The sequence below is a fragment of the Azospirillum sp. B4 genome, assembly GCF_000333275.1.
Taxonomy (GTDB): Bacteria; Pseudomonadota; Alphaproteobacteria; order Azospirillales; family Azospirillaceae; genus Nitrospirillum.
Genome location: NZ_BACU01000478.1, coordinates 1 through 951 on the forward strand (window position 1 = coordinate 1; position 951 = coordinate 951).

A 951-nucleotide genomic window follows, 5' to 3' on the forward strand; every position below is an offset into this window, starting at 1 on the left:
CGCCCAGCTGCGTACCCTGGTGCGCGCCTTCGACCTGAAGCGTTACATGGCGGTGCTGGAAGCAGCACGGGCACCTGTTGGAGAGGACGATGGCGACACAGGCCAGGGCGATGGACCGATGGAGCACGCCAATGACTGACGCCGTGACCGGCCCCCCCGGCCGCCGCGACACCGTGCTGGTGGTCGACGATACGCCGGAAACCCTGGGATTCCTGACCGACGCCCTGGACCAGGCGGGCCTGACCGTGCTGGTGGCGACCGATGGCGAAAGCGCCCTGGCGCTGCTGGAGGAGGTGACGCCCGACCTGGTGCTGATGGATGCCGTCATGCCCGGGTTGGACGGGTTCGAGACCTGCCGCCGGCTGAAGCGCGACAAGGCCCTGGCCCACCTGCCCGTCATCTTCATGACCGGCCTCAGCGAGACGGAACACGTGGTGCAGGGCCTGCAGGCCGGCGGTGTGGACTATGTCACCAAGCCCATCGTGGTGGATGAGCTGATGGCCCGCATCCGCGTGCACCTGGCCAACGCGCGGGTGGCCTATGGCGCCCAGGTGGCGCTGGACACCACCGGGCGCTATCTGCTGGCGACCGACGCGCGCGGCGCCTTGCGCTGGTGCACGCCCCAGGCCCAGCGCCTGCTGGCGGCCTTCTTTCCCGGAGAGGGCGGCGCGGACGCCCTCCCCGCCGCCGTGGTGGAACGCCTGCTCCAGCTGCGCCGCGACGGCACGCCCAACCAGGCCATCCTGCTGGACGGTCCCGGCCAGGAGCAGGGCCGGCGGCTGGAGGTCGTCTACCTCAGCCAGACGGAACCGGACGAATTCCTGTTCCGCATCAGCGAGGCCGGCGCCGGCCGCGATGAACGCGCCCTGCAGCAAGCCCTGGCCCTGACCGCGCGGGAGGCGGAGGTGCTGGTCTGGATCGCCCATGGCAAGTCCAACCGCGACATCAGCG

The 951-nt window shown here is 70.8% G+C and carries 1 protein-coding gene; it reads left to right on the forward strand.

Annotated elements, in window-relative coordinates:
* Positions 1-131: 131 nt before the first annotated feature.
* Positions 132-951 (forward strand): response regulator (locus I55_RS20685; RefSeq protein WP_044562483.1); only part of this gene is annotated, 820 nt, incomplete at its 3' end.